2 protein-coding genes are annotated in these 677 nt (G+C 53.8%); both read right to left on the reverse strand.

Annotated features, from left to right (window positions below):
- Window positions 1–354: gfo/Idh/MocA family oxidoreductase (locus tag JNK74_29065; protein ID MBL7650231.1), on the reverse strand; the 354-nt coding region annotated here is incomplete at its 3' end.
- Between the two features lie 50 nt (window positions 355–404).
- On the reverse strand, window positions 405–665 hold the full coding sequence (locus tag JNK74_29070) for a sugar phosphate isomerase/epimerase (protein MBL7650232.1): 261 nt from the start codon (window positions 663–665) through the stop codon (window positions 405–407).
- Between the last annotated feature and the right edge of the window lie 12 nt (window positions 666–677).

Below are 677 nucleotides of genomic sequence, written 5' to 3' on the forward strand. Positions count from 1 at the left end.
GGTCTCCACAGCGGTCGGCTTCTCACAGTAGATCGCCTTTTTGGCCTTCACCGCCTTCTCAATGAACCCCGCACGCTGGAGGGTGCCACTCGCATCAAAAAATATCTCATTGGAATCATCAGCCAGTGCCGCGTCCAAATCGGTCGTGTATGGAAGCCCTCCCGCACGGGCAGCAAGTGCCGCAAGCTTATTCGCATTCCTTCCAGTGAGGATCGGTTTGGGCATGATCGTTAGATCGTCGTTCACCTTGATGCCACCTTGGTCCATGATCGCTTTAATCGACCTAAACAGATGCTGGTTGGTACCCATGCGTCCCGTGACGCCGTTCAATATGATTCCGATGTGCCTGATCATGAAAGATTATTGGTTAGTGAGGAAATGGAGCCGTGCGCGTGCAATCTGCCTTACGAGTAGATTTCTCCATAGGCAGCGGTGATTTTGTCCAAATACTCGCTCTGGTCCATCGCCCAGAGCCGATTGGAGAAAATCTCCACCTCACGCATGCCCGTGAAGCCAGTTTCGTCCACCCAACGTGAGATCTCAGCGATGTTGATACAGCCCTCACCCATCAGCCCGCGATCATTGAGCAGGTCGCTCGTTGGAGTGCGCCAGTCGCAGATGTGGAAGGCGTGAAGTCGGCCCGTTTGGCCTGCTAGGTCAATCATCGTTTTCAACTC

The sequence above is a fragment of the Candidatus Hydrogenedentota bacterium genome (genome assembly GCA_016791475.1).
In the GTDB taxonomy this organism is placed as follows: Bacteria; Hydrogenedentota; Hydrogenedentia; order Hydrogenedentales; family JAEUWI01; genus JAEUWI01.